At 59.4% G+C, this 26,763-nt stretch carries 23 protein-coding genes; 19 read left to right on the forward strand and 4 right to left on the reverse strand.

What is annotated here, in order from left to right:
* The first annotated feature begins 43 nt into the window (after positions 1 to 43).
* From FH08_RS0121995 to FH08_RS52975, 13 genes are all read left to right on the forward strand, one after another.
* On the forward strand, positions 44 to 1,006 hold the full coding sequence (locus FH08_RS0121995; protein ID WP_031360426.1) for a DUF58 domain-containing protein: 963 nt from the start codon (positions 44 to 46) through the stop codon (positions 1,004 to 1,006).
* A complete protein-coding gene (locus tag FH08_RS0122000; protein ID WP_031360427.1) occupies positions 1,003 to 1,518 on the forward strand; it encodes a DUF4381 domain-containing protein in 516 nt (171 codons plus the stop codon). The genes FH08_RS0121995 and FH08_RS0122000 overlap by 4 nt, the downstream gene beginning before the upstream one ends.
* Positions 1,505 to 2,542, forward strand: coding sequence for a vWA domain-containing protein (locus tag FH08_RS0122005; RefSeq protein ID WP_031360428.1), 1,038 nt, complete (start codon positions 1,505 to 1,507; stop codon positions 2,540 to 2,542). The genes FH08_RS0122000 and FH08_RS0122005 overlap by 14 nt, the downstream gene beginning before the upstream one ends.
* On the forward strand, positions 2,532 to 4,121 hold the full coding sequence (locus FH08_RS0122010) for a vWA domain-containing protein (RefSeq protein ID WP_031360429.1): 1,590 nt from the start codon (positions 2,532 to 2,534) through the stop codon (positions 4,119 to 4,121). The genes FH08_RS0122005 and FH08_RS0122010 overlap by 11 nt, the downstream gene beginning before the upstream one ends.
* A gap of 434 nt (positions 4,122 to 4,555) precedes the next feature.
* A complete protein-coding gene (locus FH08_RS0122015; RefSeq protein ID WP_235210451.1) occupies positions 4,556 to 5,452 on the forward strand; it encodes a hypothetical protein in 897 nt (298 codons plus the stop codon).
* 190 nt (positions 5,453 to 5,642) lie between these two features.
* A complete protein-coding gene (locus FH08_RS0122020; RefSeq protein ID WP_235210453.1) occupies positions 5,643 to 5,915 on the forward strand; it encodes a hypothetical protein in 273 nt (90 codons plus the stop codon).
* A gap of 93 nt (positions 5,916 to 6,008) precedes the next feature.
* Complete coding sequence (locus FH08_RS0122025) at positions 6,009 to 7,304, forward strand: TolC family protein (RefSeq protein WP_031360432.1); 1,296 nt, start codon at positions 6,009 to 6,011, stop codon at positions 7,302 to 7,304.
* A 13-nt stretch (positions 7,305 to 7,317) separates the two neighbouring features.
* Entirely contained in the window at positions 7,318 to 8,802 is a 1,485-nt protein-coding gene (locus FH08_RS0122030; protein WP_031360433.1) for an efflux RND transporter periplasmic adaptor subunit, read from the forward strand.
* On the forward strand, positions 8,799 to 12,029 hold the full coding sequence (locus tag FH08_RS0122035; RefSeq protein WP_031360434.1) for an efflux RND transporter permease subunit: 3,231 nt from the start codon (positions 8,799 to 8,801) through the stop codon (positions 12,027 to 12,029). Before FH08_RS0122030 ends, FH08_RS0122035 begins: the two co-directional genes overlap by 4 nt.
* Positions 12,026 to 12,388 carry a copper-binding protein gene (locus tag FH08_RS0122040; protein WP_031360435.1) on the forward strand — a complete coding sequence of 121 codons (363 nt, stop codon included), beginning with the start codon at positions 12,026 to 12,028 and terminating at the stop codon, positions 12,386 to 12,388. The genes FH08_RS0122035 and FH08_RS0122040 overlap by 4 nt, the downstream gene beginning before the upstream one ends.
* Positions 12,389 to 12,629: 241 nt before the next feature.
* Complete coding sequence (locus FH08_RS0122045; RefSeq protein ID WP_031360436.1) at positions 12,630 to 13,691, forward strand: DMT family transporter; 1,062 nt, start codon at positions 12,630 to 12,632, stop codon at positions 13,689 to 13,691.
* Positions 13,692 to 13,798: 107 nt separating this feature from the next.
* On the forward strand, positions 13,799 to 14,083 hold the full coding sequence (locus FH08_RS48545; RefSeq protein WP_035566899.1) for a hypothetical protein: 285 nt from the start codon (positions 13,799 to 13,801) through the stop codon (positions 14,081 to 14,083).
* Between the two features lie 317 nt (positions 14,084 to 14,400).
* Positions 14,401 to 14,751, forward strand: coding sequence for a hypothetical protein (locus FH08_RS52975; protein WP_031360438.1), 351 nt, complete (start codon positions 14,401 to 14,403; stop codon positions 14,749 to 14,751).
* A gap of 341 nt (positions 14,752 to 15,092) precedes the next feature.
* On the opposite strand, the gene FH08_RS54020 is transcribed toward FH08_RS52975, so the two are convergent.
* A complete protein-coding gene (locus tag FH08_RS54020; RefSeq protein ID WP_268810832.1) occupies positions 15,093 to 15,899 on the reverse strand; it encodes an H-NS histone family protein in 807 nt (268 codons plus the stop codon).
* A gap of 709 nt (positions 15,900 to 16,608) precedes the next feature.
* Positions 16,609 to 17,082: a DUF2934 domain-containing protein gene (locus FH08_RS0122070; RefSeq protein WP_031360440.1), complete on the reverse strand. Its 474-nt coding sequence runs from the start codon at positions 17,080 to 17,082 to the stop codon at positions 16,609 to 16,611.
* Positions 17,083 to 17,264: 182 nt separating this feature from the next.
* On the opposite strand from FH08_RS0122070, the gene FH08_RS0122075 reads away from it, so the two are divergent.
* From FH08_RS0122075 to FH08_RS0122085, 3 genes are all read left to right on the forward strand, one after another.
* Entirely contained in the window at positions 17,265 to 17,888 is a 624-nt protein-coding gene (locus FH08_RS0122075; RefSeq protein ID WP_031360441.1) for a J domain-containing protein, read from the forward strand.
* Between the two features lie 366 nt (positions 17,889 to 18,254).
* Positions 18,255 to 20,264: a bifunctional DedA family/phosphatase PAP2 family protein gene (locus FH08_RS0122080; protein WP_031360442.1), complete on the forward strand. Its 2,010-nt coding sequence runs from the start codon at positions 18,255 to 18,257 to the stop codon at positions 20,262 to 20,264.
* Between the two features lie 136 nt (positions 20,265 to 20,400).
* Positions 20,401 to 21,375 carry a VTT domain-containing protein gene (locus tag FH08_RS0122085; protein WP_051888438.1) on the forward strand — a complete coding sequence of 325 codons (975 nt, stop codon included), beginning with the start codon at positions 20,401 to 20,403 and terminating at the stop codon, positions 21,373 to 21,375.
* Positions 21,376 to 21,851: 476 nt separating this feature from the next.
* Here FH08_RS0122085 and FH08_RS0122090 read toward each other — a convergent pair whose 3' ends face one another.
* Positions 21,852 to 22,235 carry a cupin domain-containing protein gene (locus FH08_RS0122090; RefSeq protein WP_152602889.1) on the reverse strand — a complete coding sequence of 128 codons (384 nt, stop codon included), beginning with the start codon at positions 22,233 to 22,235 and terminating at the stop codon, positions 21,852 to 21,854.
* A 60-nt stretch (positions 22,236 to 22,295) separates the two neighbouring features.
* Positions 22,296 to 23,087: an IclR family transcriptional regulator gene (locus FH08_RS0122095; protein ID WP_031360445.1), complete on the reverse strand. Its 792-nt coding sequence runs from the start codon at positions 23,085 to 23,087 to the stop codon at positions 22,296 to 22,298.
* Between the two features lie 250 nt (positions 23,088 to 23,337).
* On the opposite strand from FH08_RS0122095, the gene FH08_RS0122100 reads away from it, so the two are divergent.
* The 3 genes from FH08_RS0122100 (at position 23,338) to FH08_RS0122110 (ending at position 26,759) form a co-directional block, all read left to right on the forward strand.
* Positions 23,338 to 24,402, forward strand: a complete 1,065-nt coding sequence (locus FH08_RS0122100) for an ABC transporter ATP-binding protein (RefSeq protein ID WP_031360446.1) — start codon at positions 23,338 to 23,340, stop codon at positions 24,400 to 24,402.
* A gap of 68 nt (positions 24,403 to 24,470) precedes the next feature.
* Positions 24,471 to 25,805, forward strand: coding sequence for an ABC transporter substrate-binding protein (locus FH08_RS0122105; RefSeq protein WP_081889544.1), 1,335 nt, complete (start codon positions 24,471 to 24,473; stop codon positions 25,803 to 25,805).
* A 99-nt stretch (positions 25,806 to 25,904) separates the two neighbouring features.
* Complete coding sequence (locus FH08_RS0122110) at positions 25,905 to 26,759, forward strand: sugar ABC transporter permease (RefSeq protein WP_326928975.1); 855 nt, start codon at positions 25,905 to 25,907, stop codon at positions 26,757 to 26,759.
* Positions 26,760 to 26,763: the final 4 nt, after the last annotated feature.

Genomic DNA, 26,763 nt, shown 5'->3' on the forward strand with positions numbered 1-26,763 from the left:
CGAATGGCGCTCATGCACGCGCTCAACGCCAAGAGGACGATCAATGGTCGTGGCATCCGAAGCTGCTATTGGCCGCGTGTATGTCGACGCGGCGCATCTCGCGAAGCTCGAATTTCGTGCGCGCGGGTTGAGCTTCGTCGCGCCTGCGCCGGTATCCAGCATCTTGTCGGGCAACCATGCGTCGCGCTTGCGCGGCCGTGGCCTTAACTTCGAAGAGATTCGTGGCTACCTTCCCGGCGACGATATCCGTCACATCGACTGGAAGGTTTCCTTGCGCCTCGGCAAGCCGCAGATTCGTGCTTACACGGAAGAGCGCGACCGGCCGCTTCTTGTGGTTGTCGATCAACGCATGAGCATGTTTTTCGGGTCGAGCCGTGCGTTCAAGTCGGTGGTGGCGGCGGAGGCAGCGGCGCTCGCGGTATGGATGGGATTCGCCGCGGGCGATCGCGTGGGCGGCGTGATCTTCGATGACGACCACGTCGTCCGAGTAAAGCCATTGCGCAGCCGCAGCCGGATCAAGGTGTTGTTCGGTGCGCTGGCGGGGATGAACAGAGCGTTACATGCCGAGAGCGAATCCAGAACGAACTACGGCCAGATCGACACCGCGCTTCAAGGCGTGCTTCAGCTCGCAGGACACGACTACCTTATCTGTATCGTCAGCGATTTTGCGGGCGCGAGCGAACGCACTCGCAAGCTGTTGCGCCAGCTATCGAAGCACAACGACGTCATTGCGGCAATGGTCTTCGATCCGCTCTGGCAGCGCATGCCCGAGCATCGTGCGCTGGTGGTCAGCGAAGGCCGTCTTCAGGTGGAACTGCGCATTGAGCAGGAGAAGGTGCGGGTGCCACTTTCGAGCATGTTCAAAGGCCGCACCGCAGAAGTGGCCGACCTGTTGCGATCGAGCGGTGTGCCGTTGATGGCGTTATCGACGGATGAACCCACAGTGGATCAGGTTCGACGTCTGTTCGGTGAGCGCGTCAGGCCGACCACCGGCAGCGGCCTATGATCACCTCGCTTACACCCGCCGATACACCGTCGGCGCTCAAGCCGCTGCAGGAGTTGCCGCTGCCCGAGCCGGTGTCGTGGGCGCCGCAAACCATCGGCTGGGCGGCGGTTGCGGTCTTGCTGTTCGTGGCGGTGGTCTGGGCCGGCTGGATCGGTTGGCGTCGATATAAAAGGGAGCGTTACCGGCGAGTGGCACTGGCGGAGTTGGTGGAAATCGAGGTGGCCTTGAACGATGCGCAATGTCGAAAGGCGGCGCTTGCCGCTATCCCGTCGCTCATCAAACGCACCTCGCTTGCTGCCGCTCCGCGCGAACGCGTCGCGGCGCTGTCCGGCGATGAATGGCTTGCGTTTCTCAAGCGCACACGAGGACGATTCGATGAACGCAGCGGCGCGCTCCTGACGCTCGTGAGCTACGCGCCCGCTGAACAAATCGCCTCGATAACACCGCTCGAAGTCGAGACCCTGGTGAGCGTCACGCGCGACTGGATCCAGCGCCATCATGTGGAAATTTGACTTCCCGTGGATGTTTTTGCTGCTGCCCTTGCCCGCCTTCGTGTGGTGGCTGGTGCCTGCATGGCGCGCAACGACCTCGGCGATCCGCATGCCGTTTTTCCACGAAATGGCGCAAGCGGCGGGCGAGCAGCCGGCGCCCGGCGGCGTCCGTTTGCGCCGCAACGTACTGCAGCGTTTGATGATGCCGGTGCTGTGGATCTTGCTCGTGACCGCCTCTGCAAAACCTGTGTTCGTCGAGCCACCTGTCACTCGCGACGAACCGGCTCGCGACCTCATGCTGGCGATCGACCTGTCTCAATCGATGAGCACGCGTGACTTCGTGAATCCGAAAACCGGCGAGCGCATGGATCGGCTGACTGCGGTCAAACAGGTGGTCAGGCACTTCGTGGCGAAGCGCAAAGGGGACCGAATTGGGGTGGTGGTGTTTGGCGAGGCGGCATATCCGCAAGCGCCTCTGACGCTGGATCACGACAGCGTGCTTTTGCTGCTGAACCAGATGCAGATCGGCATGGCCGGTCCGCGTACGGCGATAGGCGATGCCATCGGCCTGACCGTGAAGCTGATGGAGAATTCGCCGGCTCAGGAGAAGGTGTTGATACTGTTGACCGATGGCAATGACACGGCCAGCGCCATCCCACCCGATCGTGCCGCAGACATCGCGAAGAACAACAAGCTGGTGATTCACACGGTCGGTATCGGCGACCCGAGTGCAACGGGTGAAGACAAGGTCGACCTGGACGCGTTGCAGCACATCTCCGATATAACGGGCGGGCGCTCGTTCCATGCGTTGGGCAACCCGCAGGAACTCGCAGATGTTTACACGACGCTCGACAAGATGACGCCCGAGAAAGTGAAGCGCGAAATCTATCGTCCGCAACGTGATTTTTTCTGGATACCGCTTGCCATTGCGCTGTCGATCCTGACGCTGTATCACTGCCTTGCGTTGCTAATCGCCGTGCTTCGTGCACCGCGAAAACAAGAGTCAAAGTCCATGGAGATCCAGGGAGTGGGCCATGGAAATTGACCTGACCGCATTTCATTTTCTGCGGCCTCACTGGTTATGGTTGCTCGTCCCGGCTGTGCTGTTGCCCGTATTCTGGTTTCGGCGCAATAGTGTGCGGGCTCGCTGGCGCAACATCATCGACCCTTTGCTGCTCGAACATCTGATAGTCGGCGATACCGCACGACGGCGCATTCAACCGGTCCATACGCTGGCACTTCTTATCGGCATCGGAGCGATTGCTGTTGCCGGACCAACCTGGCAGCAGGAACGCCCGCCGTTCAATCAGGACAAGGCGCCGCTTGTGATTGTCCTTGAACTCGCCCATTCGATGGACGCCACCGATGTCGCGCCTACGCGTCTCGAGCGTGCCAAACAAAAGGTGCTGGATCTGGCGGCCGCGCGCAAGGGGGCGCGAACCGGGCTCGTGGTGTTTGCTTCAACGGGGCATCTCGTCGTGCCGCCAACCGAGGACGCGGCCATGCTTCAGTTGTACTTGCCGGCACTGGCGCCATCGCTGATGCCGCATGACGGCAAGAATGCGAACGCAGGCCTCGACATTGCCGAGCAGCTGTTGGAGAAAGACCCGGTGGCCGGGACCATCGTTTTTATCAGCGACGGGTTCGACCAGAACCAGACGGATGCATTCGTACAGAAGGCAAAACAATCTCATCATCAACTGCTGTGGCTTGCTGTTGGCACGGAGAACGGTGGCGCCATTCTCGGCCCGAACGGAACCATCGCGATGGATGCAGAGGGCCATCCGCTGATGGGTACGTTCGACGCCGATGGCATACGCAAAGTAGCGCATGACGCTGGCATTCCGCTTGCCAGCGTGCGCGCAGACGACGATGACGTCGCGTGGGTTCAACGTCGTGCGCAAAATTGGCTGGCTGAGGTGGATGAATCGAAACGCGCGCCTCGCTGGAAGGAGACGGGCTACTGGCTGGTGATGCTGTTGCTGATGCTCGCGCTCTGGGGTTTCCGCAAGGGCTGGACCGTGAAATGGCTGCCTGTCGTGTTGATCTCGCTGGTCGCAAGCGCGACGCCTCGCGAGGCGCAAGCGGCTTCATGGAACTGGGTGGATCTGTTTGCCACACACGATCAGCAAGGTCGCTGGGAGTTCGAACGCGGTGACTTCAACGCAGCGGCGCAACGTTTCGATGACCCGCTTTGGAAAGGCCGCTCGTTGTATCTCGCGGGCAACTACGCAGGTGCGCTGGAAGCGTTCTCGCGGCTAAAGACTGCTCAGGCTTATTTCTACATGGGCAACACGCTGGCGCATCTTGAAGACTACCCGTCGGCTATCAAGGCATTCGACAATGCACTAGCGCTTCAACCCGGATTGCGCGCAGCAGCGATCAACCGGGATCTGATGAAGAAACTCATCGCGCAGCCTAAGCAGGAACCTCAAAAGGACGAAGAGGATGAAGAGTCGGACGAGGTGAAAATAGAAAAAAAGAAGGGTAAGGTGGAACAGAGCACGATCATTATGGAGCCTTCCGAGGACGTATGGATGCGCAACCTGAGCACATCGCCGGCTGCATTCTTACATCGACGATTCGAGCAGGAGTCGGACGAAAATAGTGCGGGTGCGCCATGAAAATATTCGCGTTCGTTCTTTTGATCTTCATGTGGCTGATGTCAGGCTCAGCCTTGGCGCAAGGTGCACCGCAGCTATTGGTGCGCGCGCATATCGAGCCGTCTGGGACGGTCGTGGCGGGAACCGAAGTCAAACTCATTGTGGATTGCCTGACGACAACGTGGTTCACCGAGGCGCCGAACTGGCCGCTATATACGGTGCCGAATGCAATCGTCAATCTGCCGGACGAGCAAGCCGAGAATCTGCATGAAGTCATTAACGGCGTGAGTTGGTACGGCGTGAGCAGGGCGTATCGGGTCGTCCCTCAGACAGCCGGAGCGTTCGAGATCCCTTCGTTTGCAATTACGATGTACCCGGGCGGAACGAATTCCTCGGCTACCTTAACGACACCGGCGCTAAGACTCGTTGCTACGGTTCCCGCCGGAGCGGAAGGCATGAGCGTTTTCTTTCCGACGCAAAAGCTCAGCGCAAAGCAGACGATCGAGCCGTCGCCCAATGATCTTAAAGTGGGCGGCGCGCTGACTCGCACCATTACTCAAACGGCAGCGGGAACCGAGTCGATGTTGATTCCCCCCGTTAACTTCGGCGATGTTGACGGGCTTAAGCGCTACCCAAAACCGTCCGGGACAAAGAACATCATGCAGGATCGGGCGGGATTGGTCGCGGGCGAACGCACGGACACCGTGACTTACGTGATCAACCGCAGCGGGAGATTCAAACTTCCGCCGGTGACCATTGAATGGTGGAACACGGCGACACAAAGACGAGAAAAAATCGTGGTGTCGGCCGTGAGTTTTTCGGCGGCGACTGCCAAGGAAAAGCCGCTCTTTGATATTCCTCTCGATGCATTGTCTAAAGGCGGTGCACATCGGATCATTGTTATCGACCGGTCACGAGCGCTGATTGCTGTCCTGAGTTTGGCTTTCCTGTTAGCAATGATCTGGGCCTATCCCAGGCTGGCGTCTCGCTGCAAGCAGGCTAAGCGCGTTTGGGTCTCTGCACGGAACCGCTACGCCGAAGGAGAAGCGCCGGCGTGGCGGGTTTTCCATGCCGCTGCGCGCAACGGGCCTTTGCCGCGTGTTATTCCGGCGCTGTATCGCTGGATGGACAAGAGCCCCGATTTCAAGCATCCGGCACGAATAGACGGCCTCGATTCTTCCGCCGACCCTGAGCTTAGGGAGTTAGCAGACACAGTCGCGACACATTACTCGGATAGCCCCGACGCTAACCTCGACTGGAACAAAGTGGAACGAGCGCTGCGCAGGGCGGCCACGCGTGCGCGTAAAAAGCGCAATACGCAGTCACCGCTTCCGCCGCTTAACCAGTATTAAAGTTTTGCGCTTAACGTGGCTGTGGTTCGCTAAGCTAAGAATAACCCCTTAACTTAGGGCTTTATCTGCAATCGAGCGCTGAGCTATACTTGCCGTCGTGAAAATCCTGCGTACCTTGTTCGTCTTGTGGCTTTGCGCGATGCTGCCCTTAACGGGGCTGGCAGCTAGCGGTTCGGCCGGACAATGTCCGATGCAGTCCATGACCCACGACTCGGGCAGCATGATGTCCGCGGCCATGCCCGACTGCGAATCGATGGCAACGCTAGCCGGTCAGGACAGCAAGTCGAAAGACACGCCATGCAAGATGACCGTGCAGTGTCAGATCGGCTGCATGAGCATTCCCGTGTCGGCTCCGGCCATTGTCCGCAGTGCCGGCGCTTATCGGCCGATGTTCTTTCACTATACCCAGTCGCTGTTTGTCCGCGAGCCTGACGGCCTGTGGAAACCTCCTCGCGCGCTCTAACTCCCTTCGTCACCAGTTCGCCGCTTTAGCGGCGAGGTCGTCCTGCATCCAGGACGTGATTCCCTATGGGATTCGACCGTTTGGGGTTGAGAAATGCATTCATCTATTACCGCGCCGGTATTCCGGCGTGGATGCGCGCGTGCGCCCGCGCTAGCCTTATTTTTATTCCTTCTTAGCGGCGGCGCAGCGGTTAAGGCGCAGGAAAGCGCCTTGACGCTGGACGCTGCGCTGTTATCGGCGACTGATCGTTCAGCCTCCATGCAGGCGGCGCAATCGTCCGTTCGCGCAAGCTCGCAGGCCGCTGTTCGAGCCGGCCAGTTACCCGACCCAACGCTCAAAGCTGGCGTGGATAACCTGCCCATCAACGGGTCGCAGCGATTCACCATCGGCCAGGATTTCATGACGATGCGGCGCATCGGCATCGAACAGGAATGGGTGTCGCCGGAAAAGCGCCGTCTGCGCACTGAGCTGGCTAATCAGGAAGTCGACCGCGAACGTTCGGGTTATCTCGCTCAGCTAGTCAACGTGCGCGAGCAGACGGCAACCGCGTGGCTCAACGCGGCATACGCGAAAAAAGCGCTCTCGCTGCAGCAGGAGCTGGCGGATCACATGGCGCACGAGCTATCGGCGACGCAAGCGTCTTATCGCGGCGCCAAAGCCAGTGCTACCGATGTGACCCAGGCGCAGCTCATGCTCGCGCAGACCCGGGACCAGTTGCTCAAGGCGCAGCAATCGCTTCAGACGGCGCTCATTGGCTTGTCTCGATGGACGGCCGCACCCGTCCCCGATGTCTCCGGCGAGCCGCCTGCGCCGGAGTCGGTGGTTGCATCGCTGCCGCCTGAAGAGCTTCAGCGTGTCGAGCCTGCGCTGATCAATGCGTCGTCGGAGATAGGGGTCGCTGACGCCGACACTGCCGTCGCCCATAGCAATCGCAGCCCGAACTGGACCTGGGAGGTCGCGTACCAGCAACGGGGTGGCCAGTACTCGAACATGGTGTCGGTCGGCGTCAGCATTCCCATCCCGCTGAACAGGAGGGATCGGCAAGATCGCGATACCGCCGAGAAGGCCGAGTTGGGCACGAAGGCGCGCTTGATGTACGAAGACGCGCAGCGTCAAGTCGATGCCGATATCCGCAACCTCTCGTCCACGCTCGCCAGTGGGCGCGAGCGTATCGCCAACCTGAACGCATCGCTGTTGCCTGCAGCAGACCAGCGCTTGCAGCTATCGACAGCGGCTTATAGAGCCGGCATCGGGTCGCTAGCCGATACCTTCGCTGCCCGGCGCGCCGTGCTCGACGCACGCCTGCAAGTGCTCGATCTCCAGCGCGACGTATCGCTCACCTGGGCTCAACTCGAGTACCAGGTCGTGCCGCCTTCCATGACCTACTGACAGTGAGAACACGATGAACAAGAAACTTATGACGCTCGCTGTCATTGCGGCAGTGGCGTTGCTTGCCTCGGGGTATGTGGCCGGAACATGGCATGCCAATACAACGTTGACCACAACGGCAACCTCGTCAGCCAGTGAAAAAGAGCCCGGCCGCAAAGTGCTCTATTGGCACGATCCCATGATGCCGAACCAGCACTTCGATAAACCCGGCAAGTCGCCCTTCATGAACATGCAACTGGAACCCGTATTCGCGGATGAGGGCGCGTCGAGCGGCGTGAAGATCGACCCGGGTCTTCAGCAGAACCTCGGCATTAGATACGCCACTGCACGTCGAGTCGATGTAGCGTCCGGCTTCGAGGCCGTCGGTACAACGCAGTTCGATGAGTCGCTGGCCGATGTGGTTCAGTCGCGCGTGACGGGTTACATCGACCGCTTGTATGCGAATGCGCCGATGCAACGTGTGTCCAAAGGCGCTCCGATTGCGTCGCTGTTTGTACCGGACTGGCTGGCGCCTCAAGAGGAATACCTGGCGCTCAAGCGAAGCGGCATGGACGACGCCATGCTCGCGGCATCGCGCGAACGCATGCGCGCTTTGTCGATACCGGATGCGGTCGTGGCCAACCTTGATCGCACTGGCCGTGTGCAGACGCACGTCACGTTGCCAGCGCCGGCGGCCGGCGTGGTCACTGAACTGAATGTCCGCGATGGCGCGATGGTCGCGCCCGGCCAGACGCTCGCCAAGGTCGCGGGCTTGAGCACGTTATGGCTCGTGATCGATGTGCCCGAAGCGCTGGCGTTGCAAGTCAAGGCAGGCATGAGCGTCGATGCCGTGTTTGCAGGAGATACCACGCAGCATTTCACCGGACACATTCGCGAAGTCCTGCCGGGGATCAGTACCGGCAGCCGTACCTTGCAAGCGCGCCTTGCCATCGATAACAAGGATCTAGCGCTCACTCCCGGCATGCTCATGCGCGCGCGTATAGGCGGGGCGACGACGGCGTCGAGGCTGGTCGTACCGTCCGAGGCGGTGATCACGACCGGCAAGCGCTCGATCGTGATTGTGAAGCAAGCAGATGGCCGCCTTCAGCCCGTTAGCGTGACGACCGGCAACGACTCGGGAAGCGATACCGAAGTGCTGAGCGGTTTAAGCGAAGGGGAACAGGTGGTCGCGTCGGGTCAGTTCCTGATCGATTCTGAAGCGAGTCTCAAGTCTGTCCTTCCAAGGCTTGAGGCTGCTGGCTCGGCGAGCAATACGGCTGCTGCGGCTCAGACCTACCAGACGACGGGCAAGGTCGAAGCGGTGACCAGCCACGACATCACCTTCTCACATCAGCCTGTGCCGGCCTTAGGCTGGGGCGCGATGACCATGGCATTCAACAAGCCTTCCGCAACCGCATTCCCCGACGTAAAAACCGGCGAAACAGTGCACTTCGCGTTCAAGCAATCCGACGATGGATACGAACTGACGAAGGTCGAACCAATGGGAGGTGGTAAATGATCGCGCGACTCATTCGCTGGTCTATCCAGAACCGTTTCCTGGTCCTGCTTGCGACCGTCCTGATCACGGGCTGGGGTGTTTATTCGCTGACTCAAACACCGCTCGATGCGCTTCCCGATCTATCGGATACGCAGGTCATCATCAAGGCATCGTATCCAGGCAAAGCGCCGCAGGTGGTTGAAGATCAGGTGACGTATCCGTTGACGACAACGCTTCTCGGCGTGCCGGGCGCGAAAACGATTCGCGCCTACTCCTCGTTCGGCGATGCATTTGTCTACGTCCTCTTCGACGACAAGACCGATCAATATTGGGCACGTTCACGCGTGCTCGAATACCTGAATCAGGTGCAGAGCAGGCTGCCTCAGGGCGCAAGCGTTTCCCTCGGACCCGATGCAACCGGCGTTGGCTGGGTCTATGAATATGCGCTCGTCGATCGCACCGGCAAGCACGATCTTGGTCAGCTTCGTGCGCTGAACGACTGGTTCCTCAAGTTCGAACTGAAGGCCGTTCCCGATGTGTCGGAGGTAGCGTCTATCGGAGGAATGGTGCGGCAGTATCAGGTCGTGCTCGATCCGGACAAGCTTCGCGCCTATGGCATTACGCAAACGACCGTGACGGATGCACTGAAGAAGGCGAACCAGGAGTCGGGCGGGTCTGTGGTCGAGCTGGCGGAGTCCGACTACATGGTGCGGTCGTCGGGGTATCTGCATTCACTCGATGACTTCCGTAACGTCGTCTTGCGCACCAACGACGCAGGGACACCCGTGTTGCTCGGCGACGTTGCACGCATCCAGATCGGACCCGAAATGCGGCGCGGCATTGCCGAGCTGAACGGTGAGGGCGAGGTCGCCGGCGGCGTGATCGTGATGCGCTCCGGCAAGAATGCGCTCACGACCATCGAGGCCGTGAAAGCGAAACTCGATACGCTGAAGAAGTCGCTGCCGCCCGGTGTCGAGATCGTCACGACCTACGACAGATCGAAGCTGATCGAACGCGCTGTGAGCAATCTGCGAGACAAACTGATTGAGGAGTTTGTCATCGTCGGCCTGGTCTGTGCGCTGTTTTTGTTCCATCTGCGAAGCGCTTTTGTCGCCATCCTGTCGTTGCCGCTGGGTGTGCTCGCAGCATTTATTGTGATGCGCTATCAGGGTGTCAACGCGAACCTGATGTCGCTCGGCGGCATTGCGATTGCGATCGGCGCAATGATCGACGCCGCTATTGTGATGATCGAAAACGCACACAAGCATCTGGAAGCTTTTGACCACGTGCATCCGGATCAACCGATCACCGCATCCCAGCGGTGGGAACTCATCGCGACATCGGCGGCAGAGGTCGGGCCGGCGCTGTTCTTCTCGCTGCTTATCATCACGATGTCGTTCATCCCCGTGTTCTCGCTTGAGGGCCAGGAGGGGAAGTTGTTCTCACCGCTGGCGTTCACCAAGAGCTACACGATCGCAGCGGCTGCGCTGTTGTCCGTCACGCTGGTGCCGGTGCTGATGGGCTATTTCATCAGGGGCCGCATTCCGAACGAGAACGCCAATCCGATCAACCGCGTGCTGATCCGTTTGTATCGGCCATTGCTTGAAGCAACGCTGCGCCGGCCGTGGGCTGCAATTGGCATTGCGGTCATTGCGCTTGTGCTTACGTTGATTCCATTGTCGCGACTAGGCGGCGAATTTTTGCCGCCGCTTGATGAAGGCGATCTTCTCTACATGCCGACCGCGCTGCCCGGTATCTCGGCGGAGAAAGCGTCGGAGCTATTGCAGCAGACCGACCGGCTGATCAAGACGGTGCCTGAAGTCGCGACTGTATTCGGCAAATCCGGGAGAGCTGATACGGCGACCGACCCCGCACCGCTGGAGATGTTCGAGACCACCATCCAGTTCAAGCCGCGCAGTCAGTGGCGGCCCGGCATGACGCCGGAGAAGCTGGTCGATGAACTGGACCGGAGGGTGAAGGTGCCGGGCTTGTCGAACGTGTGGGTGCCACCGATACGCAACCGTCTTGACATGCTGTCGACCGGCATCAAGACCCCGGTGGGCGTGAAGATTTCGGGCGGCGACCTTGGCGTGATCGACTCCATAGCAACGCAAGTGGAAGCCGTGGTCAAGACAGTCCCGGGTGTCTCTTCCGCGCTCGCGGAGCGCTTGAATGGTGGGCGTTATATCGATGTCGATATCGATCGCCTGAAAGCTGCGAGGTACGGACTCGCTATTGCGGATATCCAGTCAGTTGTTTCATCGGCGGTGGGCGGGGAGAACGTGGGCGAAGTCATTGATGGGCGTCAGCGCTTTCCCATCAATGTCCGGTATCCGCGCGACGTTCGCGACTCGCTCGAGAATCTGCGGCGCCTGCCGGTTGTCACGGAGCGGGGCGCGCAGATCATGCTCGGCGATGTCGCTGCGCTGAAGATCGCCGATGGACCTCCGATGATTCGCAGCGAGAACGCGCGGCTTGCGGGCTATGTGTACGCCGATATCCGCGACACGGACCTGCAGTCGGCGGTGACAGCAATGCAGCGGGTCGTCACGGAGAAAGTGGTTCTTCCAGCGGGTTATTCGATCGCGTGGTCAGGTCAGTTCGAGTATCTGGAACGTGCATCGGCGACGCTGCGTACCGTGATCCCCGTCACGCTCGTGATCATCTTCGTGCTGCTGTTCCTGACCTTTAATTCGGCCGCTGATGCGTTGCTGCTGATGTCGACGGTTCCGTTCGCTCTGGTCGGCGGGTTCTGGCTGATATGGGCGCTGGGTCACGCGGTGTCGGTGGCAACCGCGGTTGGATTCATCGCATTGGCTGGTGTGGCGGCGGAGTTCGGCGTGGTGATGTTGTTGTATCTGAAACGCGCGCTTGAGCATCGGCTTGACGCCGGGGCTGTACTAACCGAGGCGCTGCTCTTCGACGCCATCCGCGAAGGCGCCGTACTGCGCGTGCGGCCGAAAGCAATGACCGTAGCCGTGGTCCTGGCGGGTCTCATCCCGATCATGCTCGGCCACGGCGCGGGGTCGGAGGTGATGCAGCGCATTGCGGCTCCGATGGTCGGCGGCATGGTCACCGCGCCGCTCTTGTCCATGTTCGTTATCCCCGCTGCGTGGTTGTTGCTCAAGCGTCGCCAAGTGCGGCGCGCAGTGCAAGCGCGTAGCGAATTCGATGGTCCTCCCGGCACGCACGTGCCTTCGCATGTTCCTTCGCATGTTCGTTCTATTCACACTGGAGAAATGAAATGACTAAACTGACTTGTATCGCGCTTGCAATGGGTGCCGCGCTCTCTGTATTCGCTGTTCAGCAATCCGCAGCCGCCGACGATATGGCCGGAATGAAGATGAGTCCCGGCGCAATGAGTCCGGCGGCGGCATCGTCGAAATCGGTTTTGACCGACGCAGAAATCAGGAAGATCGATCCAGCGTCCGGCATGGTGACGCTCAAACACGGTGCGCTGGAAAACGTCGGTATGCCGCCGATGACCATGGCGTTCAAAGCCCGGGATGCCGCGATGCTCAAGCAGGCTCACGAAGGAGACAAAGTGAAAGTGCGCGTTGAGAACGTGGGCGGCACGATGACTATCGTGACAATGCAAAAACAATAAGCTGAGTACGTTGCCGCGCGCAATCGGTTCTCGCCGGCCGCAAGCGCGCGGTTGCGGCTTGTGATGTTGTCGGCAGGCTGCGCTGGTTAAGCGCGGCCTGTCGATCACAACTGGCAAAATGACACAAAGATCTGACGGTTTTGCACGTGCACAAAATCCCGGTGGCGCGGCCTCACCGCGCGAGGACAGAGTTCCAAAATCTTCTTTAGAATCGTAGTTAAACCCAGAGTCAGGAACATCCATGTCTGTACGCTACAACGCTGCGTTCACGGCGCTTCTCGCGGCGGCGCTCTTTGGTGCGACGACCCCGCTTGCCAAGACCCTTCTTGGCACGATGTCGCCGTTCATGGTCGCAGGCTTGTTCTATTTAGGCAGCGGCGTTGGCCTCGCCTTAGCGATCGGCTTCCAGCGCGTCAGGCAGTCCAAAAATGAGCGCGCCAACGAAAGCCGGATTCAATTCGCCGAAGTGCCCTGGTTGCTCGGCGCAATTGCCGCCGGCGGTATTGCGGGCCCGGTGCTGCTGATGTTCGGCCTGAGCACCACGCCAGCCGCGACGAGTTCGCTATTGCTGAATCTCGAAGGTGTATTCACGGCAGTGATCGCGTGGGTCGTGTTTCGTGAGAATGTGGATGCGCAGATTTTTCTCGGCATGGTGGCAATAGTCGCCGGCGGCGTGGCGCTCTCATGGCAGCCGGGCGCGGCCGGTGTATCCGCCGGCGCGCTGCTGGTCGCCGCCGCGTGTGCGTGCTGGGCGATCGATAACAACCTCACGCGCAAGGTATCGACGAATGACGCCATGGTCATTGCCTGCCTGAAGGGGTTGATCGCCGGATCGGTGAATCTGTGCATTGCCCTTGTGCTCGGCGCGCATCTTCCCGGGTTGGTGAAGACGGGGGCGGCCATGCTCACCGGTCTGGCCGGATACGGCGTCAGTCTGGTTTTATTTGTTGTTGCGTTGCGCAACCTCGGCACTGCGCGCACCGGTGCGTACTTTTCAGTCGCGCCGTTATTCGGCGTGACACTCTCGCTGATACTGTGGCCGGATATACCCGGCCCGCTGTTTTGGGTGGCCGCCGCGTTGATGGTGCTCGGCGTGTGGCTGCATATTCGCGAGCGTCACGAGCATGCGCATACGCACGTGTTGATGGACCACAATCACCGGCATCGCCACGACGAACATCATCAACATACGCACGACTTCAAATGGGATGGGGAGGAGCCGCACACCCATCCGCATCACCATATGCCGATGACGCACACCCATGGACATTTCCCGGATATTCATCATCGACACATTCATTGAGCGGCGCATTTCGTCGATTAGGCATGCGTTGCATCCAGCGTCGCGCCAGCGCCGTATATAGCCTTGACGCGGCGCAATCCAGCACTCGCGGCTATTGGAGAAACACCATGAACAAGGCAATGCGGAAAGCGATGTTGGTGGGCGTGTCGGTGGCGTTCCTGTGCGGTTCGGCGGCGGCATCTGCACAGGGCGGCGGCAACGGGAACGGTGGCTCAGGCGGCGGCAATGCGCATAGCGCTGCGACGGCTGGCATGACGCACTGGGGTGATCCGGTTTCCGGGCCAACAAGTCCTATCCCGGGCAATATGCAAAACCCGGGGATGGGGAACAGTGCCGACATGGGCGCGATGTCGTCCAACGGCTCCAAGGTGGCTGCAAAGAACGTGCAGTAGGGCAATGTCATGCCAGCGAGCGCCGGACGCCGGGATTAGTCCCCGGTTGTCCTCGGCGTGAGGTCGTCGCTGCTCGCCTTACTGCATCGGTATCGCGATTCAGGACCGGGCGGTGTTGCCTCTGTTTGCATCGATGGCGTTGACCCGATGCAGGACGCTGCGAAAATTTTCAAGGGATGTCAGCATTTCCTGCGCGCAGATGTAGCCGACCATACGTCCTGGCGCCACGCGCTTCACGCTGTAATTCAGAGACACAATTGCGCTTGGAACTAAGCAAGGTTATTCGGCTCCTACTTAAGAAGCTTGGAGACAATCGCATGCTTAAACCAATTGCATTATTCGCACTTGTTGCGTGTCTGGGCGGCTGTGTCGTCGCGCCGGGTTACGGTTATGGGTACGACGGATACGGATACGGCGATCCCTACGCAACCAATTATTCGGGGCCTTACTACTCGGGCTATCCGGCTGTCTACGGCGGTGGCATCTACGTCGGTGGCGGCGGTGGTTGGTACGGCGGCCACTACTACAACCATGGCTGGAACCACGGGTACGGCGGCTTCCACGGTGGCGGCCATGGCGGCGGCTGGGGGCACGGTGGTGGTGGCGGACAGTGGCAGGGCGGTGGTGGTGGGCATAGCGGCGGCGGACACGGTGGTGGCCGCGGCTAGGGCCTCACGTCTTAGCTAGCCTGATCAGATAGCGCCTTAAGCATCGGATTCGCCGGATCGTTTGTCAGTAACCGAACGTCCGGCGAAGTTGCGTGATGACGCCAAGTGCAGGTGCCAAAGTGCGATGAGCCGAGCGAACGATACACGGAGAGTTATGTACTGCGGACTCCGGTAAAGCTTTTCTGCTGATCGCGTGAGTCCGGTCAAATTTCCCAGCTCTTGTTCGACTTGTTCCAAGTTGTCGCGCCTGCGAGAAAGTGGCCGCAGATCAATTCAAATTCACTTTACGCCCAAGCTTAGCGAGCCCCTCAGTCACCAATGAGGGGCGCTATGGCTTGTCGTTAAATCGCAGACGTAAGCGCTACGGCCGATGCGGAATCCTGATTAGCCGCAGGCGTCGTCGTGCCAGCGACGGTTGCGGATTTCTTCGCAGCGGAAGTCTTCTTAACGTAGGCGCGTTTCACGGGTGCTTTCTTGGCGGCTGCTTTCTCCGCAGGGACATTCGCCGCGGTCGCGCTCTTGGCCGACGCTTTCTTGGCAGTAGCTTTCTTTGCCGGCGCCTTCGCGCTTAGCGTTTTGACGGTCGCTTTTTTCGCCGTCACCTTCTTCGCTGCCTTCTTGCTTGCAGGTCTTGTCGCGCTTGTTGCAACGGCATGGCTCTCGCTGTGACCATCGATCAGGAATTTCGTCCGGTCCTTGACGTCTTTGATCCAAAGCGGCGGTCGAGCCCAGCCACTCCACGTGTCACCGGTCTTGGGATTGCGATACTTGGCGGGCAGCTTTGGCTTTGCCGCTGCTTTTGCTTTTGCCTTTGCTTTGACGCCAGGCTTGGATGTTTTGCCTGCAGGCCGGCCGCGCGGCTTCTTCGTGGATGAATGCGCGTCAATATCAGCGGTGCTCAGTCCATGCGTTTCCATCAGCTTGCGGATGTCGTCGAGTACCGATTGCGCGCGCTTAGCGATCATTGCTTCTGCTTGCGCCTGCAGCTTTTTCAGCTTGGCTTGAATCTGTTCCAGAGTCGGCATTATGGTTTCCTTAAGAGTGATTGCCCGCACTATGCCATGTGCTTTGTGATTTCGGAAGCGGGTAATAGAGCTGGGTAATAAAGGTACGCATCTCTTAATACAGTTTGTTTCAATCTCTGACAAAAAGACCAACCTTTTGAGCCTTGCACGATGAACGCCAGGGGTTAGATTCATCCGCTTGCGGCGAGTTAAAGTTGGAAGAAGCCCGGGGCTTTGCGGCTCTCCACTGCGTTATTCAGCCGCACGATTCCGGCATCGGTCAGGCACGGAAGTAAATGCACAGGATATCGATACAAGTTTGTGAAACGCTCGGACTACGACTTAGCGGATAGGGAGGGGAGAACGCCCGGCTCCCATGATTGCGCGAGGGACGAGCCGAACGTGCTGAGAGATATCGAGGAGCCTTGATCGGAGAGGTATCGAGCAACGACATGGATCTTTACGACCGGCAAGCCGTTAACGATGCGTCTTGCACGAGCGTCTTGGGGACGCTCGCTGGCGATCTCTAATACCGATGAGGCGGCGGCCGATGCCGCGGCGGCGGCCGATGATGGTGGTGTCTCGGCGGTGGCAACGGACGGCAGCGCCGCACGTAATGACCATGGACCCAGACGCGCCGGCATTCCTGCCGGGGCCGGGCTTCAGCCGCCGTGGGTACGGCGGCGCTCGCTGCGGCGGTCAACAACACGACCGCGAGAAATCTTCGCATACGTGCTCCATAAAAACACGAACAGAAACATGACTCGCCGATGCACTATCCGGCGATAGAAAACCAGCTCGGGATTTCACCCGAGACCCGTTTCCCCAAGCGAAAAAACTCGGCTTCTCTGGGCTACTTCTTGGCGTTCTTCGAAACCTTTGCTGCGGCTTTGACCGCTGGTTTCTTAGTCGGTTTCTCCGCAGCCTCAGCGATTGCTTTAGGCTTGGCCGCGGTCTTGGTTTTTTTCGGCGCTATGCCGGTGTCTGTCGTCTTGGGTTTGGCTTCGGTCTTAGTCGCCGTCTTGCGCGCAACCTTTGCGTCGGTCTTCGCGTCAGCCTTGGAGGACTTGGCCTTCGGTGCCTTGACGCTGCCTTCATCTGCAGGCGTTGCTTTAGACTTCGCCTTGACCGTTTTCTTTGGCGGTTGCTTGGCGAACTCGTCCGCATCGTTTGCTTCATGGGGCGGGATGACAGTGGCAAGCTTTTGTTCTAGCAAGACGCGCGCTTTCTCCCAATACTCCGCAGACCGTCCTTCGGGACGGCCATCCGCTTCCCATAGATGGTATGCCTCAATCCGAAGCTTTTCTTCCAAAGATTTGTTGTGCATTCCATTAACCATTTCGGGTATTCAAGCGTTCATGTTACAGGAGCGTCGCTCCGCTTGTGAACGGGCGGCGGCCGAGTTGAGCCCGTTGGTCAAGGGCGCAGCGCGTGCTTAGATCTTGCCACGCTATAAAAATGTCTTTTTTCCCGTGCTAGCATGTCTCGCGGATAGTTTGAGGGTTTGCTATGACAACCTTGTATGACACATTGTCCGTCCCCGAAAATGCGACGGCCGAAGAGATAAAGCGGGCTTACCGGAAGGCGGTCATGCGGTGGCATCCGGATCGCAATGTCGGTCAGGAGCATGCTGCACGCGCCGCATTTCTCGACGTTCGAAATGCTTACGCAATTTTGTCCGATCCTGCGCAAAGGCAGGTCTACGACTCCGTTTTTGCTGAAGAAATGAATCGGCAGGAAGCAGAGCGGCGGCGTGAGGAACGGGAGCAGGCTGAACGCGAGGCAGCGATGCGCGCCGCGCAAGAAGCGGAATACGCTGCCCGAGTCGCGCTCGCTATGCGCTTCGCGATGCAGGGCTATAACCGCGATGTCGTCCGCGGCGTGCTGCTAGCCCACGATTGCGGCGACGACCTTGCGTGCCGTATCGCCGATAGCGCCCTTGCGCTGCATGCGTCCAGACAAGCCGAGACCGAGGCCGAGCCTGAATCTCCAAAACCAGAAGAGGCCGCTCTCGACACGCACGACGCCCACGATACGCACGCCAAGCAGCAAGAAGAGAACCCGGCATCCGCGGATCGCGTGCGTTCGTTTTCCGATATCTGGATGCCGTTCTGGAATGTGCTGCGCTCGTGATCGCTTGCGCGCGGCGGGTCGCAGTCTTGCTACAGAGTCTGAATCAGAGCCCCCAAGGCCCCCAAAATTCACCGCAAGCTTTAGCGATGCCGTGTTGATATACATCCGGTCAGCTCATGGCTCGGTTGTGCGTTTTCACGCGGCCGGACGCTGGGCAGCCAGGTCTCGGGGCGCGATCGTCCCTATGTCGCCCGCCTGTGTCGAAGGAGCCAGACGAGCGGGAGCGCCCTAATAACAGCGTTGCAGGAACATACTGGCCGTTCAATCCAGCACCATGCCTGCCATACAGCGAGTTTCAGCGCACCCTCGCCTCGCCAGAACAGATTTAAAATCTGTAGAAAGGAAAGAACGGTCCGGAGACGCTCGATGGAGCATGCCTACTTCAAGTTGCTGCATTTGCTGTCGGGGCATCCTGCATGGGCTCTCACGGTCGTATTGCTTGCAGCATTTTTTGAATCCATTGCGTTTATCGGCACGTTTGTTCCGGGCAGCACCGCCATGTTCGTGGCCGGTGCGCTGGTCGGAACCGGTTCGCTCAACCTCGGCTGGGTGTTTGCCTGCGCCCTCGTGGGGGCCGTGGCAGGCGATGCCGCAAGCTACTGGTTCGGCTGCAGCCACAAGGACACCATCGCGAAGTTGTGGCCTTTTCGCACGCACCCCGGCATGTTGAAAGCGGGGCAGCGCTACTTCGAGGCGCACGGTGCAAAAAGCGTGATCTTCGCGCGCTTCATTGCTCCGCTACGCGCGGTCGTACCTGTCGTGGCCGGCATGATGGGGATGCGGCCCGTGCGATTCCTGGTCATTAACATCATCTCGGCGCTCGTCTGGGCGCCCGTGCATATTCTTCCAGGCGTTGTCTTCGGGGCATCAATCGAACTGGCAGGCGCCGTGTCTTTCCGGCTCGTCGCGGTGCTCGCCATCCTGGTTGCCGGAACCTGGCTGACGTTCAGGCTGACGAGCCTCCTGGTGTCGCACGCCCGGGCGTGGACCGACTCCTCGCGTCGCAGCCTGCTGCTCTGGGCACGTCACCACCACGGCCGGATCGGCCGGGTAGTGCTCGGCATCCTGGACCCCAAGCATCAGGCGGCAGCGCTGATCGCCGTGATCTCCGTGCTGCTGCTGGCTTCGGCCACCGTGTTCTTTTCCACGCTCCACGGCGTCTCGCACGGCGACCCGCTGGTTCAAGTCGATGTATCGGTTTATCGCTTCCTGCAATCGTTCCGATCCTCGTGGGGCGACGCACTCCTGGCCGTGCTCGGCACGCTGGGCAGCGTGTCGACGCTCGCCGCGCTAACGGTGCTGGTCGTCGTATGGATGGTGTTTGAACGCCGCTGGCGCACGGTCTCGTATTGGCTGACCGCCGTCGTGTTTTCCCAGCTATTGATCCTGGCAATCCAGATCACGATCCAGCGTCCGCTGCCGGGCGCGGTAGCGTCCAGCTTGCGCGCGTTCCCGAGCAATCACGTCGCAGCCAGCGTGGTGATCTACGGCTTCCTCTCGTTCTTGCTGGCGCGCCGGGTGGGGCCGGTGGCGAGGGTATTCGTCGCGATGGCAACCATCGCCATCCTGGTGTCGATCGCTTTCTCGGGACTTTATTTCGGCCACTTCACTTTCTCCGATGCGATCGGCGGCGCCGCACTTGCCGCCACCTGGGTGTTTCTTGTTGCGCTGACCGCCGTCTGGCGATACCCCGCGAAACCGCGTATCCGCGTCATGATGCCGATCACCGTCCTGGCGGTTGTTTGCGTGAGTGTCGTGTTGCAGTTCAGGACGAGCCTTGACGCGATGGCGGTCGAACCCACCCCGGCGCTTACTGTCGTGTCGCCGATGCAATGGACGGACACCGTATGGCGGACCTTTTCTTGCTACCGGTCAAGCATGGACGGAGACCGGCTTGAACCCATCACCATTCAATGGACAGCAACGGCAGGAGAGATCAGAGCTCAACTGGAGCGTCGGGGGTGGACAGAAGGTACGCGTTTATCGGCGCATAGCATCCTGTCTCTCGTTTCTCCGGACGTGGCGGCTACGGCGCTTCCCGTGTTGCCGAGGTTGAACAATGGCGAACCATCGGTGCTGGTATTTACGCGTGCTCACGTGACCCCGGAAGAGCGCGATGTCTTGCGGTTCTGGCCCACGCAGTACGCGGTGGCTCAGCGCGGTGGGCAGCCGCCCACACCGATCTGGCTCGGCTCGCTTGTCCACGAACGCTTGTTGCGGCCGACATGGCCATTCAATGTGTTGCGTCCGGACAGGCGACTCGATTCGATGATCGCAGCCCACGGCGAGGCATCGCCGTGGCGGGGTTTGGAGGTGGCGAGAAGTGCGGGCTGCGGGGGTATTCCGGTGACGCTGGTGGCGTCCGGTGAGCAATGAGTCATCAAGTGGTCACCAGGCAGTCAACGAGCGGTGAAATGATGTCGATCCTGCACTCATGAAGCGATGAGCTTTAAAGGCACTAGCAAACGCCACGCGGGGCCACGCAATACCGAATGCTTCTGGAGGCGAGTACTTGATACAGATTCCACCCTCGGCCATTGAGAACTGGGGAAGCGCGGCGGTCTTCGCCAATGTGCTGGCCACGCGGCTGGGTGTGCCGCTGCCCGCTATCCCCGTGCTCGTCTTCGCCGGCTCCGCGATTGCCGGGGGGAACCTGGTTTTTTCTCACGTGCTGTGTGCGGCGGTAGTCGCTGCGTTACTAGGCGACGGTGTGTGGTTTTCCGCGGGTCGCATCTATGGCCGGCGCCTGACCGATTCCCTTGGGCGTATGTCGTTATCGCTCGATGCAAGCATGCGCACCACGCGCGCCTTGTTCGAACGGTTTGGCGTGGGGATCGTGGCGGTGGCGAAGTTTGTTCCGGGCCTGGCGCTCATTACGCCGCCGCTGATGGGCACCACGGCCATTGCGCCGGCCATGTTCGTTGTGTGGGACACGGTGGGTACGGTGGCCTGGGCCTCTTTCTGGCTGCTCGGCGGAGCGTTGTTCGAGCGGCAACTCGGGATGCTGCTGAGCGTGCTCCGGCCCCACGGGGGATCGATTCTCGACGTGCTGTTTGCCGCCGCCGTTCTTTACCTGACGTATCGATACCTGCTGCGCTGGCGTCTCAGGAAGTGGCTGAGCCGCAGGGTCGTGACGCCCGAGCGGCTCGACCGGATGATGCGTTCCAGCACGCCGCCCTTGATTGTCGATGCGCGTCCGGCGTCGGTCCGGCGTGACGAGTCGTATCGAATCCCAGGGGCGTTTCTGCTAGACGTTGAATCGCTGGAGAGCATGGATGCGAACCTTTCGGCAAGCAACATTGTTGTGTACGGCATGTATGCGAGTGATGCGGCCGTCCGGAAGGTTCGCAAGCGGTTGCTTAAGAAAAACGTCGTAAATGCCCGCCTTTTGTACGGGGGGCTGGACGAGTGGGTGCGCCGTGGTTATGCGGTCGAACCGTTGCCGCCGGAGTTAAATCTCTTCACAGCATCGATGGCGCGGATTTAGAGCGCTACTCGCCTGGATCGGTCGGTGCACGTCCTCAAGTGCACATACGCACATTTGTATGCCTGCTTTAGTAGGGATGCGCGCCGCGAAATCTCGTGGCTAAATGAGCCCAACGATTCGAACAAAGAAGTCCTAAGCTACCCGAAGCAATAAAACAAAAGGTGGTGCCGCAAACAAACGTTTGCGCGGCTGCTATGGGATTTCAAGGGATCTGACGGGGACAAGCTGACAATGAAGTTCAGCAAAAAAACCGGTGAAAACGCGACGGGGGATGGAATAACGGGGGCGTTCAACCGGTAAGTGAAAAGAAGCGGTAGTTCAAACGTAGCGAATTAAATAGTTAACGAGGGGAGAGGTGGCGTGCCGGCGGCTGGGCGTGGCGAGACGCCCGGTCGTCGGACTCGCTGCTTGGTTGTAGCTTACTTCTGGTTTAAGAAGAGCCCGCAGCCGAGGCGCTTGGTTTTATATCCGCTTAATCAGGCCAGTTGCTGTGCAAGCGATTTCGTCAGCGGGCTTTCTACATCGCCGGTATGTTTGGTCGTCACCGGCTCGATCAATACGATCCAGCATTCTTCTTCCGCCACCGGGTTGTGCAGGACGCCGCGAGGCACCACATGCATCGATCCTTCAGGCAAATGGATCGCCTGGCCTCCTTCATACTCAATCCGCAGGCTCCCGCGTACGACATAGAACAGTTCGTCTTCACCCGCATGGCTGTGCCACACGAGTTCACCTCGAACCTTCGCGACTTTCACATATTGGTCATTGACCTGCGCTACGACCTTGGGCGACCAGTATTCTGTGACGGCGTCGAACGCGGTCTTCAGATCGATGGCGCCGGTGGAAAAGGCCAAATTCATATTCATTTCTCCATTCAGTTAATCTCGAAGCAGCGACTTGGCAAAGCGGAGGGAGGTGCTTCAACCCGCACCCACACCCGGCTCCCAGTACACATTTAACCCCATTAACTCAGTTAGCGTTTGCGCTGCCGTTTTCATTCTTTCCCCCACTTCGTTCATGGCAGGCACCGGTGCCTGATCGATGCGTTCTATGAACGGCGTCGTCAGCGACGCAATGGCGTGTCCATTTCGTCCGAACACGGGATAAGCGAGGTTCTTGACGCCCTTGACCTGGCGACTCGGCATGCGTGCATGTCCGCGTTCCTTGATCCGCGCCAGATCCGCGGCAAGCTGCTTTGCATCGACGGGAAGTTCGCCGTCAACGGGGACATGCAGCTTGAGCATCCGCTTGCGTTCCAGTTCTTCCTGGAACGCCATCAGTACTTGTCCCGAAGCCGTATCGGTCATGCCGATCAGCGTACCCACCTTCAACGAAAAGCCCCAGCGCTCGGGGCTTTCCACGCCCGCGACAATCAGCACGCGGCCGTCCTGATACACACACAGGTGGAACGACTGACGGACGTCGTTGGCTAGTTGCGTCATCAGCGGCAGCGCGGTGGTCACCAGCGAGCGGACCGGCTGATGCCGATGCGCAAGCTGGAACAGCAACAACGACAACACATACCGGTCACCTATGGCGAGCAGATACCCGCGCGTCTCCAGCGTAACGACCATGCGAAAAATCTCCGCAGTCGTGCGCCCGAGTGTCTTTCCCAAGTCAGCCAGTGACAAGCCCTCCGGATGACTCGCCAGCAGTTCGATGATGTCCAGCCCCTTTTCGAGCGCCGGCGCTGAGTATCGCGTGTTGTCCAAAATCTCTCCTTGCCCAAAGCCAGATGTCCGCCTTCAACCGGTCTCGACGCAATGAGATCCGGCAACGGCATGGCGTGATTGTAGACGCGCGGAACCCTTGTGTTTGTTGCCATCGTTGAAGGAAAACGAACTCAAATGGGCATCGGGAAAACACCAATGAAAATTCATGTATGAAATAGCGTTTTATCTTTAAAATGATTTGCATCGATGGAAAAGTGGTCCGCAAGATGCCGACATGGAGACAACGCTGATGGCTGAAGTGGCATTCAAACAGGTGCAGAAGTCGTTCGGCGCCGTACAGGTGTTGAAGCAGATCGACCTGACAGTGGCTGATGGCGAGTTCCTCGTGCTCGTGGGACCGAGCGGCTGCGGCAAGTCGACATTACTGCGTGCGCTGGCAGGACTGGAGGGCGTGACGCATGGACGGATCCTGATCGACGGTCGCGTGGTCAACGACTTGCCGCCGAAGGACAGGGACATCGCGATGGTGTTCCAGAACTACGCGCTGTATCCGCACATGAGCGTGTTGGAGAACCTCACATTCGCGCTGAAATTGCGCGATCTGAAGCCCGATGAAATCGCGGCGCGTGCAAATCAGGCGGCGACCATTCTTGGCCTTCAGGATTTGCTCGGCCGCTATCCGCGCCACTTGTCCGGCGGTCAGCGTCAACGTGTGGCCATGGGCCGCGCGATCGTGCGTGACCCGAAGGTGTTCCTCTTCGACGAACCGTTGTCCAACCTCGACGCGAAGCTACGCGTTCAAATGCGCGCGGAAATCAAGGCGCTGCATCAGCGCTTGCGCGCAACCACGGTCTATGTGACGCACGATCAGATTGAAGCAATGACGATGGCGGACCGCATTGTCGTGCTGAATGGCGGCGTGATCGAGCAGATTGGCGCGCCGCTCGAACTTTACGATGACCCCGACAACCTGTTCGTCGCGAGTTTTATCGGCTCGCCTTCCATGAATCTTTTTAGCGGCCGCTACGAGTTGCAAAACGATGGCGCGCGGGTACGTATTGGCGATTTTTCGATACAAGTGCCGGTGGTTAACGCTAAAGACGGCCAAGAGGTAACGGTCGGTGTGCGGCCCGAGCATCTTGTGGTGGCGCAGACCGGCGGTATTCCATTCAACGTCGATGTAGTCGAACCGACCGGCGCATCCACCGAATTGTTTGGCACGGTTGCAGGACAGCGTTGTTGCGTCATCGTAAATGGACGTTTGTCACTGCGCCCGGAGCAGGGCATCCGGCTCGATGCCGAGCTGTACAACACCCGCGTTTTCGACACCAACACCAGCCGCCGGCTGCGCTAGAAAGCTGGAAAAAACCACACGCAAGCCGTATCGCCCGACGTCACGGCACATAACAAAGGAGATGAATCATGGTTAGGGATTCGATGAAAACCGGCCTCAAGATCGCGGTGTCGGTACTGGCTTTAGCGGGTCTGGTCGCCACGACCGCGGCACGCGCCGACAACGAATACGCAGGCTATACATTGCGCGTCAAGCTGATCGGCGGCGTGCAATACGAAGCGCTCTACACGCGCATTCCGCTATGGGAAAAACAGACCGGCGCGAAGGTCGAGATCGTCTCGCGCAAGAGTCACTTTGAGCTGGATCGTGAGTTGAAGCAGGACATTGCTTCGCAGCATATCGACTATTGCGTGTCGTCGAATCATACGAATTTTTCTGCGCAATACCCCATCTTCCGCGACCTCAAGGGTTTGTTCCCCGCAAGCTATCTCGCAGCGTTCGCGCCTGCTTTGCTAAAGCAGTCCGAGGTCAAGGGCCAGCTTGTCCAGATCCCGCGATCAACAGACATAGAAGCGCTCTATTACAACAAGACCGCTTACGCCGATCCGGCGAATCGTGATGCGTACAAGAAGAAGTTCAACGAGGACCTCACCCCTCCGAAGACCTTCGCCGAGTTCACGCAACAGGCGACGTTCTTTACGAAGGCGCCGAATTTCTACGGGACGCAATTCCCGGGCAAGGACGAAGCACTCACGGGCACGTTCTACTCGCTGCTGGTGGCGAACGGCGGCCAGTTACTCGATGCAAAGATGCAACCCAAGTTCAATTCGCCGGTGGGTGTGAAGACGCTCGACTGGTTCGTCAATCTATACAAGGCGGGCGTGGTGCCGAAGGGCGTGCCGAGCTACGTCTGGGACGATCTTGGCAACAACTTCGCGTCGGGCAAGGTTGCGCTCGATCTCGACTGGCCGGGTTTTGCGTCGTTCTATAACGACCCGAAAACGTCGAAACTTGCCGGCAATGTGGGTGTGGTTCGTGCGCCGCTGGGCGCTGCCAACAAGCGGCCGGGTTGGTCGGGTTCGCATAGCTTCTCGATCACGAAGGTATGTGCACGGCCGGAAGTGGCGGCGAGTTTCATCCAGTTCCTGACGAGCAAGGATTCGCAAATGGTCGAAGCGCGCCTCGGTTCAATTCCTTCGCGTATCGACGCGCAGCAGGCCATCGTGCAGGAGTTCAAGACGAAGGACGATCACTTCATGGCGGACGCTGTCGCGACCTTCAGTCAGGCCGCTAAGGAAGACTCGTTCACTCCGCCGCGCGTCGCGCAATGGAATGAAATTTCCAATGCACTGTGGCCGGAATTGCAGAAGGCGATCATCGGCGACGAGACCTCGCAGCAGGCCCTCGATAACGCGGCGAAGAAGGTCGCGGACATCATGCAGGACGCGGCGGATAACCAGTAACCAGCGATCAACATGCAATCCAACACGCCTTACTCGATCGGCGGCGAGCCTGTTCTCGCCACACCGCGCAGACGGATACCGCTGCCGATCAAGCTGCTGATGCCTGCCTTCCTGGCGGTCGGGATCGTGGTGATCCTGCCGCTGTTGTTCTCGTTTTATACGAGCTTCACGGCGTATCGCCTGACCGACCCCGATACGCTTTCGCACTGGATTGGCTGGCGTAACTACGAACGCGCGTTTGCAAATGGCGACTTCTGGGCCGCGTTCGGCCGCACGATTTTGTTCCTTACCATTGCGCTGAATCTCGAACTGTTGCTGGGTCTTGGCGTGGCGCTGCTGCTCAATCAGGTAACGAAAGGCCAGCGCGCATTACGCACGGTGATGATGTTCCCGATGATGTTCTCGCCCGTGCTCGTCGGCTTCCAGTTCAAGTTCATGCTCAACGACAGCACGGGCATTGTGAACAACCTGATGCAGACGTTGTTCGGCGCGAAGTCGGCGTTCCCGTTTCTCGTCAATGCCAACTCCGCGCTGGCGTCGCTGATCGCGGCCGAGGTGTGGAATTCGACGCCCATCTTCGCCGTGATCCTGATGGCCGGGTTGATGGCGTTGCCGAAGGATCCGATAGAAGCATCGAAGGTGGATGGCTGCAGCTCATGGCAGACATTTCGTTACGTGACGCTGCCGTACCTGATGCCGTTCATCTATATCTCCATGACGATCCGTTCACTCGATGTGGGCCGAGCCTACGACATCGTACGCATCATGACGAACGGCGGTCCGGGTGGACGCACGGAATTGCTCTGGACGATGGTCGGACGCATTGCCTACGACGATTCGCGCATGGGTTATGCGAACGCGATTGCGTATGTATCGGTGCTGGTGTCCATCCTCTTCACGCTGTACTTTTTTCGCAAGTTAAGCGGCGCGCGCAAACACATGGGACCTGCCTGACATC

The organism is Caballeronia sordidicola, from assembly GCF_000729995.1.
Taxonomy (GTDB): Bacteria; Pseudomonadota; Gammaproteobacteria; order Burkholderiales; family Burkholderiaceae; genus Caballeronia; species Caballeronia sordidicola_A.